This is a genomic window from Streptococcus sp. CL9.43 (assembly GCF_049737935.1).
Taxonomy (GTDB): Bacteria; Bacillota; Bacilli; order Lactobacillales; family Streptococcaceae; genus Streptococcus; species Streptococcus infantis_I.
This window is the reverse complement of sequence record NZ_JBKOTS010000001.1, coordinates 251,907-273,014: the sequence shown is the minus strand read 5'-3', so window position 1 is coordinate 273,014 and position 21,108 is coordinate 251,907. Positions and strand designations below refer to the sequence as shown.

Here is a 21,108-nt window from a genome sequence, read left to right as displayed (position 1 = left end):
TATCCTCTCAAATCATTGTGATGTTATTATATTTTGCTATAATAGAAGTATGAACGAAGAACAATTATTAAAATCAGGAGAGCGCATTAATCAACTCTTCTCTACAGATATCAAGATTATTCAAAATAGTGAGGTTTTCAGCTATTCGGTGGATAGTGTACTTTTGTCACGCTTTCCTCGTTTCCCTAAAAATGGGTTAATTGTGGATTTTTGTGCGGGCAATGGAGCTGTTGGACTGTTTGCCAGTAGCCGGACCAAGGCTAAAATTCTATCTGTTGAAATCCAAGAACGCTTGGCAGATATGGCTGAACGCTCAGTGCGTTTAAATGGGCTGGACGGACAGATGCAGGTCATCTGTGATGATTTGAAGAATATGCCTAGTCACATTCAGGGGAGCAAGGTTGATTTGATTTTATGCAATCCGCCTTATTTTAAAGTGGATCCAAATTCTAATCTGAACGAAAGTGAGCATTACCTTTTAGCTCGGCATGAAATTACAACCAATCTTAAGGAAATCTGTCGTAGTGCCCAGAGTATTCTCAAATCAAATGGGCGTTTGGCAATGGTTCATCGACCTGATCGATTATTAGATATCTTAGATACGCTCCAACAGCATAATCTGGCTCCAAAACGTCTGCAATTTGTTTATCCTAAACGGGAGAAGGAAGCTAATATACTTTTGATTGAGGCTATTAAAGACGGCTCCACTAGTGGTTTTAAGGTTTTACCACCACTCATTGTTCATAATAGTGATGGTACTTATACACCAGAAATTCAAGAGATTTACTATGGATCATAAGGCTTATATGTATGTGGTAGAGTGTCGTGATGGTTCCTACTATACAGGCTATACAACAGATGTGAAGAAACGGATTGCCGTTCACAATAGCGGTAAAGGTGCAAAATATACACGCGCTCGATTGCCGGTAAAACTCATCTTTGCAGAAGGTTTTGACAGCAAGGAAGAAGCCATGTCTGCTGAAGCTCTTTTCAAGCGCAAGACTCGCATGCAAAAAGAACATTATCTCAAAGAGTGTCAAAATAAGAATTTAGTAGATACTTTTGAAATGTAATGAGGAGTCCTTTGGCTCCTCTTATTTTTGTCAAAAATTGAAAAAAATGCTACAATAAAGAGAATAAAGAAACGAGGTATTATCATGTCTAAGATTCTAGTATTTGGTCACCAAAATCCAGACTCAGATGCTATTGGTTCATCTGTAGCTTTTGCTTATCTTGCAAAAGAAGCATACGGTTTGGACACAGAAGCGGTGGCTCTTGGAACTCCAAATGAAGAAACAGCTTTCGTCTTGAACTATTTTGGTGTAGACGCACCGCGCGTGATCACATCTGCTAAAGCAGAAGGTGCAGAACAAGTCATCTTAACAGACCACAATGAATTCCAACAATCTGTTTCAGATATCGCTGAAGTAGAAGTTTACGGTGTGGTGGACCACCACCGTGTGGCTAACTTTGAAACTGCAAGCCCACTTTACATGCGTTTGGAACCAGTTGGATCAGCATCATCTATCGTTTACCGCATGTTCAAAGAGCATGGCGTAGCTGTTCCAAAAGAAATCGCAGGTTTGATGCTATCAGGTTTGATTTCAGATACTCTTCTTTTGAAATCTCCAACAACCCACCCATCTGATAAGGTGATTGCGCCTGAATTGGCTGAATTGGCTGGTGTGAACTTGGAAGAATACGGTCTTGCCATGCTCAAGGCTGGTACAAACTTGGCAAGCAAATCTGCTGAAGAATTGATTGATATCGATGCTAAGACATTTGAACTTAATGGAAACAATGTCCGTGTGGCTCAGGTCAATACAGTTGATATTGCTGAAGTCTTGGAATGCCAAGCTGAAATCGAAGCAGCCATCCAAGCCGCAAATGCAGCTAACGGCTACTCTGACTTTGTCTTGATGATTACAGACATCGTCAACTCAAACTCAGAAATTTTGGCTCTTGGTGCTAATATGGACAAGGTAGAAGCAGCTTTCAACTTCAAACTTGAAAACAACCACGCTTTCCTTCCAGGTGCTGTTTCACGTAAGAAACAAGTGGTACCACAATTGACTGAAAGCTTTAATGCATAATCATAGATGGGAAAGCCCATTGTTAAAAAGGAGTTTCGGCTCCTTTTTTGCTAGGAGAGAAGTATGTTAGAAAATGGCGATTTGATTTTTGTGAAAGATGATTCGAATATAGGACAGGCCATCCAGGAATCTACTGGTCACTATAGCCATGTGGCCATCTTTTTGGACGGACAGGTCTATCATGCCACGGTAGAAGGTGGTGTCCTTGCTCAGTCTCCTGAGGAATTCTTTGAAGCTGGAAAAGTCTATGACCTTTATCACTATGAGCAGATTGATGGTGCAGAGGTCAAAAAGCGAGCAGAGAGTCTCTTAGGGGCTCCCTACAATGCGTCCTTTTACCCAGATGGAGATGGTTTCTATTGTTCCCAGTTTGTAGCAGAAATTCTTCCTATTTTTGAGACCATTCCCATGAAGTTTGGAGATGATACACAGGAAATCAGTGATTTCTGGAGAGAATATTATCGAGAGCTGGGGCTTCCTGTACCACTGAATCAGCCGGGGACAAATCCAAGTCAATTAGCAGTATCTCCTCTTTTAGTTTGTAAAGAAAGGAATCTTTATGATTCATATTTTTAATCCATCTCGCTTAACGCGACAGCCATTCTTTAAGGATTTAATTGATTTTCTAGACCAGCATGACGATGTTATCCTCCGTGAAATCAAGGCTCAGTTTCCAGAGATACCAGTTGATAAGTTTTTGGAGGAATACATTAAAGCGGGTTTGATTTTGAGAGAAAACAAACGCTATTATCTCAATCTTCCCTTTCTAGAATCTACAGAATCTCTTGTACTAGACCAGGAAGTCTTTGTGAGAGATAATAGTCCTGTTTATCAAGAAATCCTGGAGAAAGATTTTCAGACAGAATTGCGCAATCAAACAAATGCAGCTATCCTAGAAGAGCACACCGATTTTGCAAGGGAAAAGATGACCTTGTCCAATTACTTCTACAGGGTCAAGTTCCAGTATCCACTGACGGAAGAGCAGCAGAGACTGTATGAAATTTTAGGGGATGTCAATCCTGAGTATGCTCTCAAGTATATGACTACTTTTTTGCTCAAGTTTCTTAAAAAAAATCAACTGATACAGAAACGACGTGATATCTTTGTTGATAGTCTAGTCTTATTAGGCTACATCGTTCAAAACGAAGATGGGAAATATGAGTTGGCTGTAGAATTTGATAAAGAACGATTCGTCTTTAGAAAAAAATAGAAGAAGGCTAGGAATTTTCCTAGCCTTTCTATTGTTTGATTAAAGATAACGTTCAGCGATGGCGGCATCACCTGGATATTCTTCTTTTACACCATTGACGATTTGGTAGCAGTCAGCTCCTTTACCAGCGATAATGACCGCATCCAGTTCTTGACTTGTAACAGACATCGCAGTCTTGATAGCTTGTTCACGGTCAGCAATCTTTTCAACAGGACGATGGATGTAGCTACTAATTTCATCAGCAATGGCCATTGGATCTTCATAGTTTGGATCGTCAGCCGTAAGGAATACTTGAATTTCAGGATGTTGATCGAGGAGAAGTCCAAAGTCCTTGCGACGGCTTTCGCCCTTGTTTCCAGTAGAACCAAGAACTAAAGCAATCTTTCCAGTCTGATGTGTTTCAACAACTGAGATCAATTTCTTCAGGCTATCACCATTATGGGCGTAATCAATGAAAACTTTTGCTCCATTTTTCTGAGTGAGAACTTCCATACGGCCAGGGACACGAGTAGTAGCAATCCCTTTTTTAATGTCTTCAAGACTAGCACCTAAACGAAGGCAAGCAAGTCCAGCAGCGACAGCATTTTCTTGGTTGAAATGTCCAATCAACTGGATATCATAATCGCCAGCTAATTTACCAGTAGCTGAGAAGCTAAAGGCTTTGGAGTTCTCGATTTGGTTACTTGACTGGCTACCGTAGAAGTCATGATCTTGGTTCTCAACTTGTTCTTTTAGAACAGAGAAGTGGTCCATATCGCTATTAATGACAACTGCTCGGCTATTTTTCATCAAGAGACGCTTGTGGTAGAAGTAGTCTTCAAAGGTTGGATGCTCAATAGGACCAATATGGTCAGGACTAATATTGAGGAAGACACCAACATCAAAAGTGAGGCCGTAGACTCGCTTCACCAAGTAGGCTTGACTGGAAACTTCCATAATAAGGTGGCTTCTTCCATTATCAACTGCCTGCGCCATCATATCAAAGAGGTCGATGCTTTCAGGTGTTGTCAGAGCAGACTTGAAGAAAGTTTTTCCGTCCAAAGTCGTATTCATGGTCGATAACATAGCTGGACGATGTTGCTGATTTAAGATATTGTAAGCGAAGTAAGCTGCCGTAGTTTTTCCTTTAGTACCAGTGAAAGCAAGTAATTTTAATTTCTCCTGAGGGTTGCCATAAAACTTCATGGCAATCAAACTCATAGCTTTTTTAATATCGCTAACGACAATAACAGGAATGCCTACTTCGTAGTCCTGCTCGGCTACATACCAACCGAGTCCTTGTGAGATTGCCGAAAGAAGAAATTCCTTCTTAAAAGCAGCTCCTTTTACAAAAAAGAGGCTATTATCTTTTGCTTTTCGGCTATCGTAGCAGATGCTATCAAAAGTTACATCATTAAAATGATAGTGGTAATGTCCTTGGTCGATAATCTCACGGAAGAGATCGTCTTTCTTTAAAATATCTAATACGGTTTCAATCTTTATCATACTTTCTATTGTAAACTGAAAGTCTGAATTTTACAAGTAACAAGGAAAAGTTTATAATGGAAGATAAGGAACATTTCCTAGTGATTAAAAATGAATGAGGAAGTTATGTCTAACGAAAATAATCATCAGCAGGCCCAGATGTTACGCGGGACTGCCTGGCTTACAGCTAGTAACTTTATCAGTCGTCTACTTGGAGCTATTTACATTATCCCTTGGTATATTTGGATGGGGACTTATGCTGCTACGGCTAACGGACTCTTTACCATGGGTTATAATATCTACGCCTGGTTCTTGTTGATTTCGACAGCAGGTATCCCGGTGGCTGTAGCTAAGCAGATTGCTAAATACAATACCATGCATGAGGAAGAGCATAGTTTTGCCCTGATTCGAAGTTTCTTAGGCTTTATGACGGTATTGGGACTTGCCTTTGCTTTGATCTTATATCTCTTTGCGCCTTGGTTAGCGGATCTTTCGGGTGTCGGTAAGGACTTGATTCCCATTATGCAGAGTTTAGCTTGGGCTGTCTTGATTTTCCCGTCTATGAGTGTTATCCGTGGATTTTTCCAAGGGATGAATAATCTTAAACCTTATGCCATGAGTCAAATTGCTGAGCAGGTTATCCGTGTGATTTGGATGCTCTTAGCAACCTTTATCATCATGAAGCTCGGTTCAAAAGATTATCTATCAGCGGTTACCCAATCAACTTTTGCTGCTTTTGTGGGAATGGTAGCTAGTTTTGCAGTCTTGCTTTATTTCCTTTATAAGGAAGGGTTGCTCCAAAAAGTCTTTGAAACACGAGATAAGATTGATAGTAAGAGTCTTTTGGTTGATACGATTAAGGAAGCTATTCCTTTTATCTTGACTGGTTCGGCTATCCAACTTTTCCAAATCTTGGACCAAAATACCTTTATCAATAGTATGAAGTGGTTTACCAACTATAGTAATGAAGACTTAATTGTCATGTTTTCTTATTTCTCTGCCAATCCTAATAAAATTACTATGATTTTGATTTCGGTTGGAGTTTCGATTGGTAGTGTTGGTTTGCCTCTCTTGACGGAGAACTATGTCAAGGGGGATTTACCAGCAGCTTCTCGTCTCGTTCAAGATAGTATCACCATGCTCTTCCTATTCCTCTTACCTGCAACGGTTGGAGTAGTCATGGTAGGTGAACCACTCTATACAGTCTTTTACGGTAAGCCAGATGGCTTGGCTATGGGCTTATTTATCTTTGCGGTCTTGCAATCAACAATTCTAGGCTTGTACATGGTCTTGTCACCAATGCTTCAGGCTATGTTCCGTAACCGTAAGGCGGTCTTGTATTTTGTTTATGGCTCAATTGCTAAGATTGTTCTACAATTACCATCGATAGCTATTTTCCATAGTTATGGTCCTCTCATTTCAACGACCATCGGTCTTATCATTCCAATTGTTTTAATGTATCGCGAGATCTGTCAGATTACAGGTGTTCGCCGAAAGATTATCTTGAAGAGAACAATCTTGATCACTATTTTGACTTTAGTCATGTTCATCCTGGTTGGATTCTTGCAATGGATTATTGGATTTGTCTTCCAACCAACTGGACGTTTCTGGAGCTTCATCTATGTCGCCTTTATTGGTGTAATCGGTGGCGGGCTCTACGGAGTCATGAGTCTCTATACTCGACTTTTGGATAAGGTTATTGGAAAGGCAAAAGCTGACCAGTTACGAGCACGATTAAAATTATCATAATAGTTTATAAATAAAACGAACAATTTGAACTTTTTACGTAAAAAAGTCTAAATTGTTCTTTTTTTCTTGAAAAAATACAAAAAAATATAAAAAATGTAGAAAAATATAAATTTTAGAACATAATCACTTGACTAAAAAAAACAATAGCTGTATAATGATACAAATATTTAAATTTGGAGGTTCTGTTTATGAAAAAGTCTAAGGCAAAATATCTGACGCTAGCAGGCGTTGTCCTAAGTGCAGGTCTGCTATTGGCGGCTTGTAGCAACTCAGCTAGTTCTACTAAAACATATAATTATGTATACAGTAGCGATCCATCTAGTCTAAACTATCTCTTAGAGAATCGTGCAACAACAGGTGATGTTGTGACAAACTTGGTAGACGGTTTGATGGAAAATGACCAATACGGGAACTACATTCCTTCATTGGCAGAAGACTGGACTGTATCCCAAGATGGTTTGACTTATACTTACAAACTTCGTAAGGACGCCAAATGGTATACAGCAGATGGTGAAGAGTACGCCCCAGTTACAGCACAAGATTTTGTGACAGGATTGAAGTATGCTGCGGATAAAAAATCTGAAGCTCTCTATCTCGTTCAAGACTCTGTTGCTGGCTTGGATGACTATATCAACGGAAAAACAACAGACTTTTCAACAGTTGGTGTAAAGGCTATAGATGACCAAACTGTCCAATATACCTTGACTCACCCAGAACCTTACTGGAACTCAAAAACAACTGCGACTATTCTGTTCCCAGTAAATGCAGACTTCTTGAACTCAAAAGGGGATGATTTCGGTAAAGTGGATCCAGCAAATCTTTTGTACAACGGTCCATTTATTCTCAAATCTTTCACTTCTAAATCTGTCATGGAATACAAGAAAAATCCAAATTACTGGGATGCAAAAAATGTATTCGTAGATGAAGTGAAGTTGACTTACTACGATGGAAGCGACCAAGATGCCTTGGCACGTAACTTCATGGAAGGAGTTTACAGCTACGCACGTCTCTATCCAAATAGTTCGAGCTTTGAAGGAATTAAGGAAAAGAATAAAGATAATATTATTTACAGCATGCAAGATGCGACATCCTACTATTATAACTTTAACCTAGATAGACAATCTTATAACCATACTTCAAAAACAACTGATGCTGAAAAGACAGCCCAACAAGAAGCAGTTTTGAATAAATCATTCCGTCAGGCTATCAACTTTGCCTATGACCGTACTGCTTATGGTGCCCAATCTCAAGGGGAAGATGGAGCAACTAAGATTATCAGAAACTTGCTTGTTCCACCATCATTTGTAACACTTGATGGTAAAGATTTTGGTGATGTCGTAGCTTCTAAGATGGTCAATTACGGTCAAGTATGGCAAAATATGAACTTCGCTGATGCCCAAGATGCTTACTACAATGCCGATAAGGCCAAAGAAGTCTTTGCTCAAGCCAAGAAAGAATTGGAAGCCAAAGGTGTTCAATTCCCAATTCACCTGGATTTACCGGTTGACCAAACCTTTAAGAAGGGGGTGTTAGAGGCAAGTTCTTTCAAACAGTCTATTGAATCTGTTCTAGGTGCAGATAATGTCGTTATCGATATTCAAATGCTGACTACTGAGGAAATGGATAGTATTGGTTATCTAGCGAATACAGCTGCACAAAAAGACTATGACCTTTATAACGGTGGTTGGGGACCAGACTACCAAGACCCATCAACTTACCTCGATACTCTTAGCTTAACAAGTGGTGGCTCACTACAAAACCTCGGTTTGGAACCAGGAGCAACCAATTCTAAAGCAACAGCTGTTGGTTTGGATGTCTATACTAAGATGTTGGAAGAAGCCAATGCTGAACAAGATTTGAACAAACGTTATGATAAATACGCTGAAGCACAAGCTTGGTTGGTGGATAGCTCTCTAGCAATTCCAAACGTTTCTAAAGGTGGAACACCTACATTGAGAAAAACAGTTCCATTCTCTGCCGCCTTCTCTCAAGCTGGTAATAAGGGTGTTGAATCCTACAAATACGTGAAATTGCAAGATAAGATTGTCACAACAGCTGAGTATGAAGAAGCTAGACAAAAATGGCTGAAAGAAAAAGAAGAATCTAATAAAAAAGCCCAAGAAGATTTTGCTAAACACGTTAAGTAATGACTCTAAATTTAAAAACGGTAACCTTTAATGAGGTTATCGTTTTTATATAGTTTGAAACTATAACTAGCTCTTGAAAACAAGAAAACGAAGGATCCAAAATAAGTGGTACAATAGTTACTATAGATTTGGAGGTAAAGTATGAGCAAATCATTTCATATCAACACAATTTTAGCCCAAGCAGGTATCAAGTCTGATAAGGCAACAGGTGCTTTGGTTACACCTATTCACTTTTCAACGACTTATCAGCACCCAGAATTTGGTCAATCAACTGGATTTGACTATACCCGCACCAAAAACCCAACTCGTAGCAAGGCAGAGGAAGTTTTGGCAGCTATTGAATCAGCCAAGTATGCTTTGGCGACTAGTTCAGGTATGTCTGCAATTGTGTTAGCCTTTAGCGTTTTTCCAGTAGGAAGCAAGGTTTTGGCTGTCCGTGACCTTTACGGTGGCTCTTTCCGCTGGTTCAATCAAGTGGAGCAGGAAGGACGATTCCACTTTACCTATGCCAACACAGAAGAAGAGCTAATTGCCGAGCTAGAAAAGGATGTGGATGTACTTTATATCGAAACACCAACCAACCCTTTGATGTTGGAATTTGATATTGAAAAATTATCAAAGTTAGCTCATGCTAAGGGTGCTAAAGTTGTCGTCGATAATACCTTCTATAGCCCGATTTACCAACGTCCAATTGAAGATGGAGCAGATATTGTCCTTCATTCAGCGACAAAATACCTTGCAGGCCATAATGATGTTCTAGCTGGTGTAGTTGTGACAGATAATGCTGATTTGTACGAAAAACTCTTTTACAATCTCAACACGACAGGGGCTGTTTTGTCACCATTTGATAGTTATCAATTGATTCGTGGTCTTAAAACATTGTCACTTCGTATGGAGCGCTCAACAGCAAATGCTCAAGAAATCGTAGCCTTTTTGGAACAATCACCTGCAGTCAAAGAAGTCTTGTATACAGGTCGCGGGGGGATGATTTCCTTTAAAGTGGCAGATGAGAAGCGTATCCCTCATATCTTAAACACTTTGAAAGTATTCTCTTTTGCTGAAAGTCTGGGTGGTGTTGAAAGTCTGATTACCTACCCAACCACTCAAACCCATGCAGACATTCCTGCAGAGGTTCGTCATTCTTATGGTTTGACAGATGACCTTTTGCGCTTGTCTATTGGTATTGAGGATGCTAGGGACTTGATTGAAGATTTGCGTCAAGCTTTGGAAGGATAAGACTATGGGGAAATATGATTTTACGACTTTGCCCAATCGTTTTGGACATCATACCTACAAATGGAAAGAAGCAGAGACTGACCGTCAAGTATTGCCAGCCTGGATTGCTGATATGGACTTTGAAGTCTTACCTGAGATTCGTCAGACTGTCCATGACTATGCTGAGCAATTAGTCTATGGCTATACCTATGCTAGTGATGGATTGATTGAAGCCGTTCAAAACTGGGAGGAAAAACACCATAGTTATCGCTTTGAAAAGGATGCTCTAGTCTTTATCGAAGGGGTAGTGCCAGCTATTTCAACAGCCATTCAAGCCTTTACCAAAGAAGGTGAAGCAGTTCTGATTAACACACCGGTTTATCCTCCTTTTGCTCGAAGCATTAAGCTCAACAATCGTAGACTAATCACCAACTCTCTAGTAGAAAAAGACGGACTTTTTGAGATTGACTTTGATCAATTGGAGAAAGACTTTGTCGAAGAAGATGTGAAACTCTACGTTCTCTGCAATCCTCATAATCCTGGTGGACGCGTTTGGGAAAAGGAAGTCTTAGAGAAGATTGGACAACTTTGTCAAAAACATGGAGTTTTGCTAGTATCTGATGAGATTCACCAAGATTTAGCTCTATTTGGAAACAAGCACCAGTCATTCAACACTGTAAATGAAGATTTTAAAGAATTTTCACTGATTTTAAGTAGTGCAACTAAGACCTTCAACATTGCTGGGACGAAAAATTCTTACGCTATTATCGAAAATCATAAGTTGAGACTTGCTTTCCAAAAACGCCAGCTGGCTAATAATCAACATGAAATCTCAGGTTTGGGATATTTGGCAACAGAAACTGCCTATCGATATGGTGAAGATTGGTTGACAGAACTCAAAGAACTGATTGAGAAACACATTGATTATGTAGTCAAATTGTTTGGAAAAGAGACTAAAATTAAAGTCATGAAACCTCAAGGTACCTATCTCATTTGGCTTGATTTTTCAGCCTATGATATTAGCGATGAAGAGCTAAGAAAGCTTTTAAGAGACGAAGCCAAAGTTATCCTGAACAGGGGCTTGGACTTTGGTGAAGAAGGAGCCCTCCACGCTCGTCTCAATGTAGCCATGCCAACATCTATTTTGGAAGAAGTCTGCCAACGAATCATTGCCACTTTTTCAAATCTTTAAAAACTAGCCTTTTAGGAGAAAAGTCTTCCTAGAAGGCTATTTTCATAGGCGAAAATATGGTATAATTAAGAGATAAAGTAAAGGGGAAATTATGGCTAAATTGATTCCAGGAAAGCTTCGAATGGAGGGAGTGGAACTCTACGAAACTGGTCAGATTGAAATCATTAAAGAACAAGACCATCGCATCTATGCGCGTGTAGCGGAAGAAGAAATTCGTTATAGTTTAGACGATGACTTGATTTTTTGTGCATGTGATTTTTTCAAAAAAAGAGGTTACTGTGTTCATTTAGCAGCTCTAGAATATTACTTGAAAAATGATCAACTAGGACAAGAAATTGTACTCAATCTGGAGGCTAATCAGGAAGAGAAGGAAACTGTTGAGACACAGGTGACTTTCGGAGGAGAATTCTTGAAGTCTATCCAAGTTCCGCGTCAATCCAACATCTATCGGCTTTCTGCTCAAGGGCAGGTGGAAGCAGGAACCAATCGCATTATCTGGACTTTAAGAATTGGTCTTTCTCAACAAGACAAATTTTATGTGATTAGGGATATCCCTCTTTTCTTAAAAGTCATAGAGTTTTCCAAACCTTACATGATAGGAAAGCATTATGAGACTTCATTAAGACTTGAACAATTTGATAAAGCCAGTCAAGAAGTTTTGAATTTTTTACTTGGATTAGTTGAGGAGAAAACAGACAATTCTATTTTTTTCCCAAATCAAGGACGACATCTCTATTTCCCTAAAACCTTTTTTGAGCAGGGGGCTAGTCTACTGATGGGATTAGAAGCCTTTCAGTTTGACCACCAACTTTCGAGTTATCATCATCTTCTCTTCCAAGACTTTGATGGCCAAGCAAGTTTGTTTTCATTTAGAATTGAAGAAAAATCCAACTATTTTGAAATGGAGATTTTCGAACAGACAGGGCTTAATTTCTTTTACAGGGGACAAGTATTATTCTACAAAGGGAATTTTTTCCTGATGACGAAAAAACAGGCTAGTTTATTAGATGCGCTTAGAAAAGTTCCTTTAGATAATGGTGGCAGAAAGATCTTACAGTTTGATACTTGTGATCGAGATCTTTTAGCTTCGACCTTGTCACAGTTTAAATGCCTAGGAAAAGTAGAAGCTCCTGATTCACTACAAATCCAATCCTTCCGTCCGTCTTTTTACATGGAACGAGAAGAGAATGGTTCTATTCGATTAGATATGCAATTTCAATATGAAACTTGCCTAGTAACCAATCGTAATGAACTAGAGAACCTCCCTTTTGCTAGTGATATTCAATTGGAAAAACAGATTTTTCAGTTGGCTCTATCAGCAGGTTTTGAAGCGGATTTTCGTTCATGGCGTCAAAGTTTGAAAGCTGAAGCAGTCCATACATTCTTTCAGGAAGTATTACCAGCCTTTGCAGCACTTGGAGAATTAAAGATTTCAGAGAGCATGCAAGATCTTTATCAGATTCAAAAACCTCAAGTTCAGGTATCATCCAAGGGAAGCCTTTTAGAGATTCAATTTGATTTTCAGGATATTGATCAAGAAGAAATCAATCGAGCAATGAAAGCCTTAGTTGCCAAGCAAGATTATTATATTTCTTCCTCTAACCAGGTCTATTATTTTGATGAACAGACAAAACGTATTCGACAAGATTTAGAAGACTTAGGAATTGATGAGATAGAGAGTGCTGCTTTTCAGGCTCGCAAGTCTTTGGCTTATACCTTATCTCATCTGTTTAAGGACCAGGATCAAGTTACGTTTACTGATGAATTTCGTCATTTGGCGCATCATTTAACGCATCCAGAGGATTTTCCAATGAAACCTCTGAATATCAAAGCAGATCTCAGAGACTATCAGAAAAAGGGGATTCAATGGCTTCAGATGTTAGACCATTATGGATTTGGTGGAATTTTAGCTGATGATATGGGACTTGGAAAAACCTTACAAGCCATCGCCTTTTTAAGTAGCCAACTTCAGGAGAATAGCCGTGTCTTGATTCTTGCCCCATCTGGTCTCATCTATAATTGGGCTGATGAATTTAAAAAATTTGCACCGGATTTGGATGTGGCTGTCGTACATGGATTGAAACCTTATCGCGAGACTATTTTAGCAGAAAAACATCAGGTCTATGTGACCAGTTATGCCACTTTCCGTCAGGATAGTGAAATCTATCGAAATTTATCTTTTGATTTTCTATTTCTAGATGAAGCCCAGGTGATGAAAAATGCCCAAACCAAAATTGCTAAGATTTTGAGAAAGTTTGTGGTTCCATCAGTTTTTGCTCTTTCCGGAACACCAATTGAAAATAATCTAGGGGAATTATGGTCTATCTTTCAGATTGTATTGCCAGGACTTTTGCCAGCAAAAAAAGACTTTATGAAATTGCCTGCTGAGAGAGTGGCACAGTTTATCAAACCATTTGTCATGCGTCGAAAGAAAGAGGATGTTCTTACAGAGTTACCTGATCTGATAGAAGTCGTTTATAAAAATGAACTGGAGGACCAGCAAAAAGCTATCTATCTAGCTCAACTTCAACAGATGCAAGAGCGTTTGGGACAAGTGACCGATGCAGAATTTCAACGAAATCGAGTTGAAATTTTAACAGGACTCATGCGTCTTCGCCAGATTTGTGATACTCCAGCTCTATTTATGGAAGATTATAAGGGAGATAGCGGGAAGCTTGATAGTTTACGAGATCTGCTAAGTCAAATTGCTGAGGGAAATCATCGTGTACTCATCTTCTCTCAATTTAGGGGAATGCTTGATCGCATCGAAAAGGAGTTGCCTCAGCTTGGCTTAACTTCCTTTAAGATTACTGGCTCTACACCATCACAGGAGCGTCAAGAAATGACCAAGGCTTTTAACCAAGGTGAGCGCGATGTGTTTTTGATTTCTCTAAAAGCTGGTGGAGTTGGTCTCAATCTAACTGGTGCGGATACAGTTATTCTGGTAGACTTATGGTGGAATCCGGCAGTTGAATCGCAGGCTATTGGCCGGGCCCACCGTATGGGACAAGACCAAGCTGTTGAGGTTTATCGTCTGGTAACTAGAGGCACAATCGAGGAGAAGATTCAAGAGTTGCAGGAAGAGAAAAAAAATCTGGTCTCAGAAGTATTGGATGGAACAGAGTCTCGTGGAAGTCTCACACTTACTGAAATTCAAGAAATATTAGGAATTTCTGAAGCCAAGACTTGAAAAATCAAGACTTTACGTTATAATGGAGTATTGAAAGGGAATAAAAATGAAACAAGTACGATTTCCAATAGTGTCAGATGATGAGATCATGCTGACAGAGATGCCATTTATGGATTTATATGATGAGTCGGATCTCATTAGTAATATCAAGGGAGATTACCAGGACAAAAACTACTTGGAATGGTCACCAATTACTATCGAAAAAAAGCCACTGGTTCAAGCATCAGATAAGCTACCTGAAAAGAAGGAAAAATCCTATGCTGAACTTGCTCGTGAAGAAGCAAGAGCCGATCTAAAACGGAAACGTTCAGCAAAATATTTGACTCAAGATGTTAGTTTTACGAAACGTTATAAACCTTCAAATAATGTAGTAAGACAGGCAAATCAGCCAACAGCTCCATTCCAAAAGGAAAATCCTGGGGAGCTAGCAAAATTTAGTGACAAACTAACTCAGAACCATTATATTTTGGCTGAAATGGCTCCTCAGATGCAACAGACAACCAAAGAAGATCAACTTGGACCAAAGAAAAATAATTATGATTTTTTAAAGAAAAGCCAAATTTATAACAAAAAAGAAAATCAATCAGAAAAAGAACGTAAAATTGCTCAAGAGTTGAACTTGACAAATATGACAGAGTAAAGGGGAAAAAGATGGCAAAAACCTATCATTTTATCGGAATTAAAGGATCAGGGATGAGTGCCTTGGCCTTGATGTTGCACCAAATGGGGCATAAGGTCCAAGGATCTGATGTAGAGAAATACTACTTTACACAAAGAAGCTTAGAGCAAGCAGGTATCAAAATTTTGCCTTTTGATGAGAAGAATCTTCAAGGGGATTTAGAAATCATCGCTGGGAATGCCTTTCGTCCAGACAACAATGTTGAAATTGCTTATGCAGACAAGAACGGACTAAGCTATAAACGTTATCATGAGTTTCTTGGTAGCTTTATGCGTGACTTTATCAGCATGGGAGTTGCTGGTGCACACGGTAAGACTTCAACAACAGGTATGCTTTCTCACGTATTGTCACACATCACTGATACAAGCTATCTAATTGGAGATGGTACAGGTCGTGGTTCTGAAAATGCCAAGTATTTTGTCTTTGAATCAGACGAGTACGAACGTCATTTCATGCCGTATCACCCAGAGTACTCTATTATTACGAATATCGACTTTGACCATCCTGACTATTTCACAAGCTTAGAGGATGTCTTTAACGCCTTCAATGATTATGCTAAACAAATCACCAAAGGTTTGTTTGTCTACGGTGAAGATGCTGAGTTGCGTAAGATTACGGCAAATGCCCCAATCTATTATTACGGTTTTGAAGCGGACAACAATGACTTTGTAGCCAGTGATTTGCTTCGTTCTACTACAGGTTCAACTTTCACAGTTCACTTCCGTGGTCAAGAATTGGGTCAATTCCACATTCCAACTTTTGGTCGCCACAACATCATGAATGCAACAGCAGTAATTGGTTTGCTTTATACTGCTGGCTTTGACTTGGATTTGGTACGTGAACACTTGAATACTTTTGGAGGCGTTAAGCGTCGCTTTACAGAAAAGATTGTCAATGATACTGTTATCATCGATGATTTTGCGCATCACCCAACTGAAATCATTGCAACTCTAGATGCTGCGCGTCAAAAGTACCCAAGCAAGGAAATAGTTGCTATTTTCCAACCGCATACTTTTACTCGTACAATTGCTTTGTTGGATGATTTTGCACAAGCCTTGAATCAGGCTGATGCAGTTTACTTAGCACAAATCTATGGATCTGCTCGTGAAGTTGACCATGGTGATGTTAAGGTTGAAGATTTAGCAGCCAAGATTGATAAAAAACATCAAGTTATCACTGTTGAAAATGTGTCTCCGCTCTTAGACCATGACAATGCTGTATATGTCTTTATGGGAGCAGGTGACATTCAATCATATGAATACTCATTCGAACGTCTCTTGTCTAATTTGACAAGTAATGTTCAGTAAGGAACAAGATGGAATTTCCAATTAAAATAAGGGAAGTTCAGCAATCTGATATCGAGCAGGTTTGCTTGATACAGGAGAGTACTCAAAACTTCCAAGAAACATTTAATAGAGAAATAATAGAAGAACGTATCCGTAATTTTGCGGATACGTTTCTCTTAGCTAGTTTGGATGATCAGGTGATTGCTTATATTTTAGCGACAGATTTTGCTACGTCCTCAGTAAATAGATGGATAGCAGAGATGGCAGATGGAGAAGCTATTAGTAATGAAAATCTTGTTATTGATGCTTTATCTGTTCATCCGAATTATCAAGGGCAAGGATTTGGAACCTTGTTGCTCGCAACCATGAAACAAGTTGCTCTTCAACAAAATAGCCCCGGTATTTATCTGGTCTGTAAAGATGAATTGCTGTCTTATTTTGAGATGAATGAATTTATAGAGCAAGGAATAGTAGATCTGGGAGTCGGAAATGAAGTTAATTTTCTCATGTGCTGGAAGAATCCCTTTTATCAGGAGGAACTATGATTATTCGACAAGCTAGACTGAGTGATTTAGACCGTATTTTAGAGATTGAACTAGAAAATTTTTCAATTGAAGAAGCCATACCTCGATATGTCTTTGAAGCACATTTAAAGGAAATAAAAACGAGCTTTCTAGTGGCTGAAAAAGAGGGAGAGATACTCGGTTATATCGAAGGACCAGTAGTCCCTCATCGTTATTTACAAGACTATTCTTTCACTGAAGAAATAAAAGACCACAGTCATAAGGAAGGTGGTTATATTTCTGTGACTTGTCTTTCGATAGCTAAAGAAGCTCAATCTCTAGGACTAGGGAAAAAACTCCTGACCGCATTGAAAGAAGTGGCTCTTAAGCATGAACGAGAGGGGATCAATCTGACCTGTCATGATTACCTTATTGAATACTATGAGAAGCATGGTTTTGTCAACGAAGGAAAGTCTAAGTCCCAATTTGCGGGAGAAGAATGGTATGATATGGTCTGGGAAAACAAGAATTAGTGAGTAGAAAGGCTTCTAAAGTTGCTTTTCTTTAGTTTTTAAGATATAATATTAAGGATTATCAACAAGGAGGTAAATACCTTTGAGCGAAAATTCAAATGAAGAAAAGTTGAGTTTTAAAGAGCAAATTTTGCGAGATTTAGAACGACTAAAAAAAGAGGCAAATGAAGTTGAACAAACGGATGACCTTTTTTCAACTTTAGCAAAACCTTCTGAAGCAACTTCAGAAAAAAAGGAACCAAGTATTTCGGAAGAGGAGTTGATTGCAAAATCAGTTGCAGCTGTTGATCAATTGATTGATAATGCCCCAACTGTTCCTGAGCGTCCTGTTCTTGTAGAAGAAGTTCCAGAAGAAGCTGCAGAGGAAGTACAAGAAGAAATTCCAGAAGCAGTACGAGAAGAAGTAGTTGAGTCATCTCAATCAATTCCGGAAAAAGAAGAGAATAATTCAATTCCAACTAGAGTTTCAGTTTCTTATCGTGCATTTGATACTGTTCCAGAAAAAGAAACAGTAAACCTTGCGTCACACAAGGAAGAATTGACAAGTCAAGAAGCTACTGAAGAAGCAGACCTTCCTAGAAGAAGTCGGAGAGAGACTGTGAAACCAGCCAAGAAAAAGAAGAAATCCCGCTTAAAAGGATTTTTAGTAACAGTTTTGGTATTATTGATTCTAATTGGTGCTGGTGGATTCTTTGGCCTTCGCTATGCTGAATCAGCTCTACAACCAGTAGATCCAAGTTCTAAACAATATATGTCAGTTCAGATTCCAGATGGTGCTAATACTCAAGAAATTGGCTCAGTTTTGGAAAAATCTGGTGTTATTAAGAACGGTTTGGTCTTTACACTTTATGCCAAGTATAAAAACTACACTGGACTGAAGTCTGGTTATTACAACTTGCAAAAGAGTATGAGTGTTGAAGATGTCATTAAAGAGTTGCAAAAGGGTGGTACACCTGAACCTCAGGAAGTTGCTCTTGCAGACTTGACTATTCCTGAAGGCTATACTTTGGAACAAATTGCTCAAACTGTTGGCCAACTTCAAGGTGATTTTAAGGAACCTTTGACAGCGGAAGCATTCTTGGCTAAGGTTCAAGATGAGACCTTTATTGCTCAAGAGGTTGCCAAATATCCAAACTTGCTTGAAAGCTTGCCAGCAAAAGATAGTGGTGTTCGTTACCGTTTAGAAGGTTATCTTTTCCCTGCGACTTATACGATCAAAGAAAGTACAACTGTTGAAAGTTTAATTGATTCAATGCTTGCAGCTATGGATAAGAACCTTTCTTCACACTATGCTGCTATCAAAGAAAAGAACTTGACCGTAAATGAGCTCTTAACAATTGCATCACTTGTTGAGAAAGAAGGTGCAAAAACAGAAGATCGTAAGCTGATTGCAGGAATCTTCTATAACCGCTTAAACCTCGGTATGCCACTTCAAAGTAATATTGCTATCCTTTACGCAGAAGGCAAACTTGGTCAAAACATCAGTCTCTCTGATGATGCAGCCATTGATACATCTATTAATTCACCATACAATGTCTATACAAAAGTAGGTCTAATGCCTGGTCCAGTTGATAGCCCAAGCTTGGATGCTATCGAATCAAGTATCAATCAGACAAAGAGTGAATATCTCTATTTTGTAGCCAATGTTCAAGATGGTAAAGTTTACTATGCAACAACACTAGAAGAACATGATCGTAACGTTCAAGAACATATCAATAGTAAATTACCTCAATCAAATAGCGCAAACTAAAATTATGTGGTTTTCCACATAATTTTGCTTTAAAGCATATATTTATTAATTCAATCAAAAGAAAGTTGAGAAAAATGGTAGAAAAAACATATCCAATGACCTTGGAAGAAAAGGAAAAACTCGAAAAAGAATTAGAAGAATTGAAACTAGTACGTCGTCCAGAAGTTGTAGAACGTATCAAGATTGCTCGTTCATACGGTGATTTGTCAGAAAATAGTGAGTATGAAGCAGCTAAGGATGAACAAGCCTTTGTTGAAGGACAAATATCAAGCTTGGAAACAAAAATCCGTTATGCAGAAATCGTTAATAGCGATGCAGTCGCTCAAGATGAAGTTGCCATTGGAAAAACTGTAACCATCCAAGAAGTTGGAGAAGACGAAGAGGAAGTATACATTATCGTTGGTTCAGCTGGTGCAGATGCTTTTGCAGGTAAAGTATCAAATGAAAGCCCAATTGGTCAAGCCTTGATTGGTAAGAAAACAGGTGATATTGCTACAATCGAAACACCTGCTGGAAGCTATGATGTTAAGATTTTAAAAGTTGAAAAAACAGTTTAATAGGATAGAGAAGAAGGAGTAGATATAGGGAAAACGCTTCCATCGCTCCTTTTCTTCATTTTAAAAACTTGAGGAGACTAGATGAATTCAGAAAATAAACATAAAAAGAAAAGTAAAATGGAGCGTGGATTAACAAACCGCCACGTTCAGGTTATGGCCATTGCGGGAACAATCGGGACTGGACTATTTTTGGGAGCTGGTCGGTCTATCAGTTTAACTGGACCTTCGATTGTCTTGGTATATATGATTACGGGTGGCTTTATGTATCTCATGATGCGTGCTATTGGAGAAATGTTGTACCAGGACCCAGAGCAACACACCTTTATCAATTTTATTACACGCTATCTTGGAAAGGGCTGGGGATATTTCTCGGTTTGGTCTTATTGGTTATCAGTAGTCTTTATTGGTATGGCTGAGATTACAGCAATCGCTCACTATGTTCAGTTTTGGTTTCCGTCTTGGCCATCTTGGTTGATTCAGGTTGTCTTTTTAACAATTTTAGGATTGGTCAATCTGATTGCAGTTAAAATATTTGGTGAAGTGGAATTTTGGTTTGCCATGATTAAAATTGTGGCCATCCTTGCCATGATTGCGACGGGTATTTTTATGGTCTTGACCGGATTTGAAACTCCTTATGGATCAGCAAGCCTTGTCAATATCAGTGAGCAATTCTCCCTTTTCCCAAATGGGGGAATGAACTTTGTCATGGCCTTTCAAATGGTTTTCTTTGCTTACTTGATGATTGAGTTTATTGGTGTTACTACATCTGAAACCAAAGATCCTCGAAAAGTCTTGCCCAAGGCAGTTAAGGAAATTCCCTTGCGAATTATCTTCTTCTACGGTGGAGCTTTGCTTGCAATCATGTCTATTATTCCTTGGCGTGAGCTTTCTGCGACAGATTCACCATTTGTAACGGTATTTGAACTTGTTGGCCTTAAGTGGGCAGCAGCCTTGATTAACTTTGTTGTTTTGACTTCCGCTGCGTCAGCCTTGAATTCAACCCTTTACTCAACAGGTCGTCACTTGTACCAAATTGCCCATGATTCACCAAATCGTTTCTTGAAAGCTATTAAGGCAGATACACTTTCACGCCACAACGTTCCTCAGAATGCTATCATTGCTTCTGCGGTATTGATTGGTTTTGCAGCCTTTATCAATGTACTTCCTGGCGTATCAGATGCCTTTGCTTTGATTACGGCTTCTTCATCAGGTGTTTATATCGCCATCTACATCTTAATCATGGTGGCCCATCTTAAGTATCGCAAGTCAAAAGACTTTATGGCAGATGGCTATCTCATGCCTCAATATCGCTTGCTAAATCCTCTGACTATGCTCTTCTTCATCTTTGTATTCGGAACTCTATTTTTACAAGAATCAACTGTAATGGGAGCAAAAGGTTCAGCTATCTGGATTGTTGCTTTTGGTATTTATAGCCAATGGAAATTTAGAAAATAAGTCAGAAGCTCATCAACTCAGGTTGATGAGTTTTCTAGTTTGACAGCTCTTGGTAATAAGACTATAATCAAGCTATAAGTATCTT

The 21,108-nt window shown here is 39.0% G+C and carries 18 protein-coding genes; 17 read left to right on the top strand and 1 reads right to left on the bottom strand.

The features are described from left to right. Nucleotides 1-49: 49 nt before the first annotated feature. The 5 genes from ACLNCS_RS01305 (at nucleotide 50) to ACLNCS_RS01285 (ending at nucleotide 3,303) form a co-directional block, all read left to right on the top strand. Nucleotides 50-799: a tRNA1(Val) (adenine(37)-N6)-methyltransferase gene (locus ACLNCS_RS01305; RefSeq protein ID WP_303404935.1), complete on the top strand. Its 750-nt coding sequence runs from the start codon at nucleotides 50-52 to the stop codon at nucleotides 797-799. After that, the gene (locus ACLNCS_RS01300) at nucleotides 789-1,073 is read left to right on the top strand and encodes a GIY-YIG nuclease family protein (RefSeq protein WP_195184158.1); all 285 of its coding nucleotides are present in this window, start codon (nucleotides 789-791) and stop codon (nucleotides 1,071-1,073) included. The genes ACLNCS_RS01305 and ACLNCS_RS01300 overlap by 11 nt, the downstream gene beginning before the upstream one ends. An 84-nt stretch (nucleotides 1,074-1,157) precedes the next feature. Beyond that, on the top strand, nucleotides 1,158-2,093 hold the full coding sequence (locus tag ACLNCS_RS01295; protein WP_424846843.1) for a manganese-dependent inorganic pyrophosphatase: 936 nt from the start codon (nucleotides 1,158-1,160) through the stop codon (nucleotides 2,091-2,093). Between the two features lie 63 nt (nucleotides 2,094-2,156). Then, nucleotides 2,157-2,669, top strand: coding sequence for a YiiX/YebB-like N1pC/P60 family cysteine hydrolase (locus tag ACLNCS_RS01290; protein WP_254733525.1), 513 nt, complete (start codon nucleotides 2,157-2,159; stop codon nucleotides 2,667-2,669). Next, on the top strand, nucleotides 2,653-3,303 hold the full coding sequence (locus tag ACLNCS_RS01285; protein ID WP_254733524.1) for a DUF1803 domain-containing protein: 651 nt from the start codon (nucleotides 2,653-2,655) through the stop codon (nucleotides 3,301-3,303). Before ACLNCS_RS01290 ends, ACLNCS_RS01285 begins: the two co-directional genes overlap by 17 nt. 39 nt (nucleotides 3,304-3,342) lie before the next feature. Here the strand turns inward: ACLNCS_RS01285 and ACLNCS_RS01280 are convergent, their stop codons facing one another. Continuing rightward, nucleotides 3,343-4,788, bottom strand: a complete 1,446-nt coding sequence (locus tag ACLNCS_RS01280; RefSeq protein WP_424846840.1) for a UDP-N-acetylmuramoyl-L-alanyl-D-glutamate--L-lysine ligase — start codon at nucleotides 4,786-4,788, stop codon at nucleotides 3,343-3,345. Nucleotides 4,789-4,893: 105 nt separating this feature from the next. Here ACLNCS_RS01280 and ACLNCS_RS01275 point away from each other — a divergent pair, with 105 nt between their 5' ends. The 12 genes from ACLNCS_RS01275 (at nucleotide 4,894) to ACLNCS_RS01220 (ending at nucleotide 21,023) form a co-directional block, all read left to right on the top strand. Then, complete coding sequence (locus tag ACLNCS_RS01275; protein ID WP_424846838.1) at nucleotides 4,894-6,516, top strand: putative polysaccharide biosynthesis protein; 1,623 nt, start codon at nucleotides 4,894-4,896, stop codon at nucleotides 6,514-6,516. A 188-nt stretch (nucleotides 6,517-6,704) separates the two neighbouring features. Continuing rightward, on the top strand, nucleotides 6,705-8,663 hold the full coding sequence (locus ACLNCS_RS01270; RefSeq protein ID WP_424846836.1) for a peptide ABC transporter substrate-binding protein: 1,959 nt from the start codon (nucleotides 6,705-6,707) through the stop codon (nucleotides 8,661-8,663). A gap of 141 nt (nucleotides 8,664-8,804) precedes the next feature. After that, the gene (locus ACLNCS_RS01265; RefSeq protein ID WP_004252395.1) at nucleotides 8,805-9,899 is read left to right on the top strand and encodes a cystathionine gamma-synthase; all 1,095 of its coding nucleotides are present in this window, start codon (nucleotides 8,805-8,807) and stop codon (nucleotides 9,897-9,899) included. A gap of 4 nt (nucleotides 9,900-9,903) precedes the next feature. Continuing rightward, the gene (locus tag ACLNCS_RS01260; protein ID WP_424846833.1) at nucleotides 9,904-11,070 is read left to right on the top strand and encodes a MalY/PatB family protein; all 1,167 of its coding nucleotides are present in this window, start codon (nucleotides 9,904-9,906) and stop codon (nucleotides 11,068-11,070) included. Between the two features lie 91 nt (nucleotides 11,071-11,161). Next, a complete protein-coding gene (locus ACLNCS_RS01255) occupies nucleotides 11,162-14,260 on the top strand; it encodes a DEAD/DEAH box helicase (protein ID WP_424846831.1) in 3,099 nt (1,032 codons plus the stop codon). 46 nt (nucleotides 14,261-14,306) lie between these two features. After that, nucleotides 14,307-14,900 (top strand): cystathionine gamma-synthase, encoded by a 594-nt coding sequence (locus ACLNCS_RS01250; RefSeq protein ID WP_424846829.1) that lies wholly within the window; start codon nucleotides 14,307-14,309, stop codon nucleotides 14,898-14,900. Nucleotides 14,901-14,911: 11 nt separating this feature from the next. After that, nucleotides 14,912-16,246, top strand: a complete 1,335-nt coding sequence (gene murC / locus ACLNCS_RS01245) for a UDP-N-acetylmuramate--L-alanine ligase (protein WP_424846827.1) — start codon at nucleotides 14,912-14,914, stop codon at nucleotides 16,244-16,246. A gap of 8 nt (nucleotides 16,247-16,254) precedes the next feature. Further along, nucleotides 16,255-16,770, top strand: coding sequence for a GNAT family N-acetyltransferase (locus ACLNCS_RS01240; RefSeq protein WP_424846825.1), 516 nt, complete (start codon nucleotides 16,255-16,257; stop codon nucleotides 16,768-16,770). After that, on the top strand, nucleotides 16,767-17,261 hold the full coding sequence (locus ACLNCS_RS01235) for an N-acetyltransferase family protein (protein ID WP_424846823.1): 495 nt from the start codon (nucleotides 16,767-16,769) through the stop codon (nucleotides 17,259-17,261). The genes ACLNCS_RS01240 and ACLNCS_RS01235 overlap by 4 nt, the downstream gene beginning before the upstream one ends. 82 nt (nucleotides 17,262-17,343) lie before the next feature. Beyond that, nucleotides 17,344-19,011, top strand: coding sequence for an endolytic transglycosylase MltG (mltG, locus tag ACLNCS_RS01230; RefSeq protein ID WP_424846821.1), 1,668 nt, complete (start codon nucleotides 17,344-17,346; stop codon nucleotides 19,009-19,011). Between the two features lie 74 nt (nucleotides 19,012-19,085). Then, on the top strand, nucleotides 19,086-19,568 hold the full coding sequence (gene greA / locus ACLNCS_RS01225) for a transcription elongation factor GreA (protein WP_004252406.1): 483 nt from the start codon (nucleotides 19,086-19,088) through the stop codon (nucleotides 19,566-19,568). Nucleotides 19,569-19,649: 81 nt separating this feature from the next. Continuing rightward, entirely contained in the window at nucleotides 19,650-21,023 is a 1,374-nt protein-coding gene (locus ACLNCS_RS01220; protein ID WP_414256081.1) for an amino acid permease, read from the top strand. Nucleotides 21,024-21,108 lie beyond the last annotated feature (85 nt).